This window comes from Halorubrum sp. SS7 (assembly GCF_005435055.1).
Classification (GTDB): Archaea; Halobacteriota; Halobacteria; order Halobacteriales; family Haloferacaceae; genus Halorubrum; species Halorubrum salinarum.
This window is the reverse complement of sequence record NZ_SGXV01000382.1, coordinates 1-382: the sequence shown is the minus strand read 5'-3', so window position 1 is coordinate 382 and position 382 is coordinate 1. Positions and strand designations below refer to the sequence as shown.

Below are 382 nucleotides of genomic sequence, written 5' to 3'. Positions count from 1 at the left end.
GGCACGACGAACCCGCTCCCGAGGCCTCCGACCCCCAGGGTCACGACCTCGAAAGGCGGGTCCACGCGGCTCTCGAATCCGGGCCTCGTTCGTGGGACGAACTCGTCCAGGCCGTCGTCGGTGACGTGGAAGACGAACTGGAGGCGACGCTGGACGACTTACAGGATCGCAACCGCGTCCGATACAGCGGCCCGGACGGGGGATACGTGTTGACCGATGAGTAGCGCCAGAGCGGCTCCCGATCCGGACGACCCGATCGGCTACTTCCTCGAAGACCTCACGTATCACGGGAAGACCGACCGAACCAGAGCGGCGTACGAGCGCGTCCTCCGTCGGTTCGAGGCGTTTCTCGACGAGACCGAACCGAACGCCGCGACGCACC

The 382-nt window shown here is 66.5% G+C and carries 1 protein-coding gene and 1 pseudogene; both read left to right on the top strand.

The genetic code is table 11. The features are described from left to right. Positions 1-224 (top strand): DUF5805 domain-containing protein (locus EXE44_RS18490; RefSeq protein ID WP_241991903.1); only part of this gene is annotated, 224 nt, incomplete at its 5' end. After that, positions 217-382 (top strand): annotated as a pseudogene (locus EXE44_RS21720) (integrase); the annotation flags it as partial. The gene EXE44_RS18490 and the pseudogene EXE44_RS21720, both read left to right, overlap by 8 nt.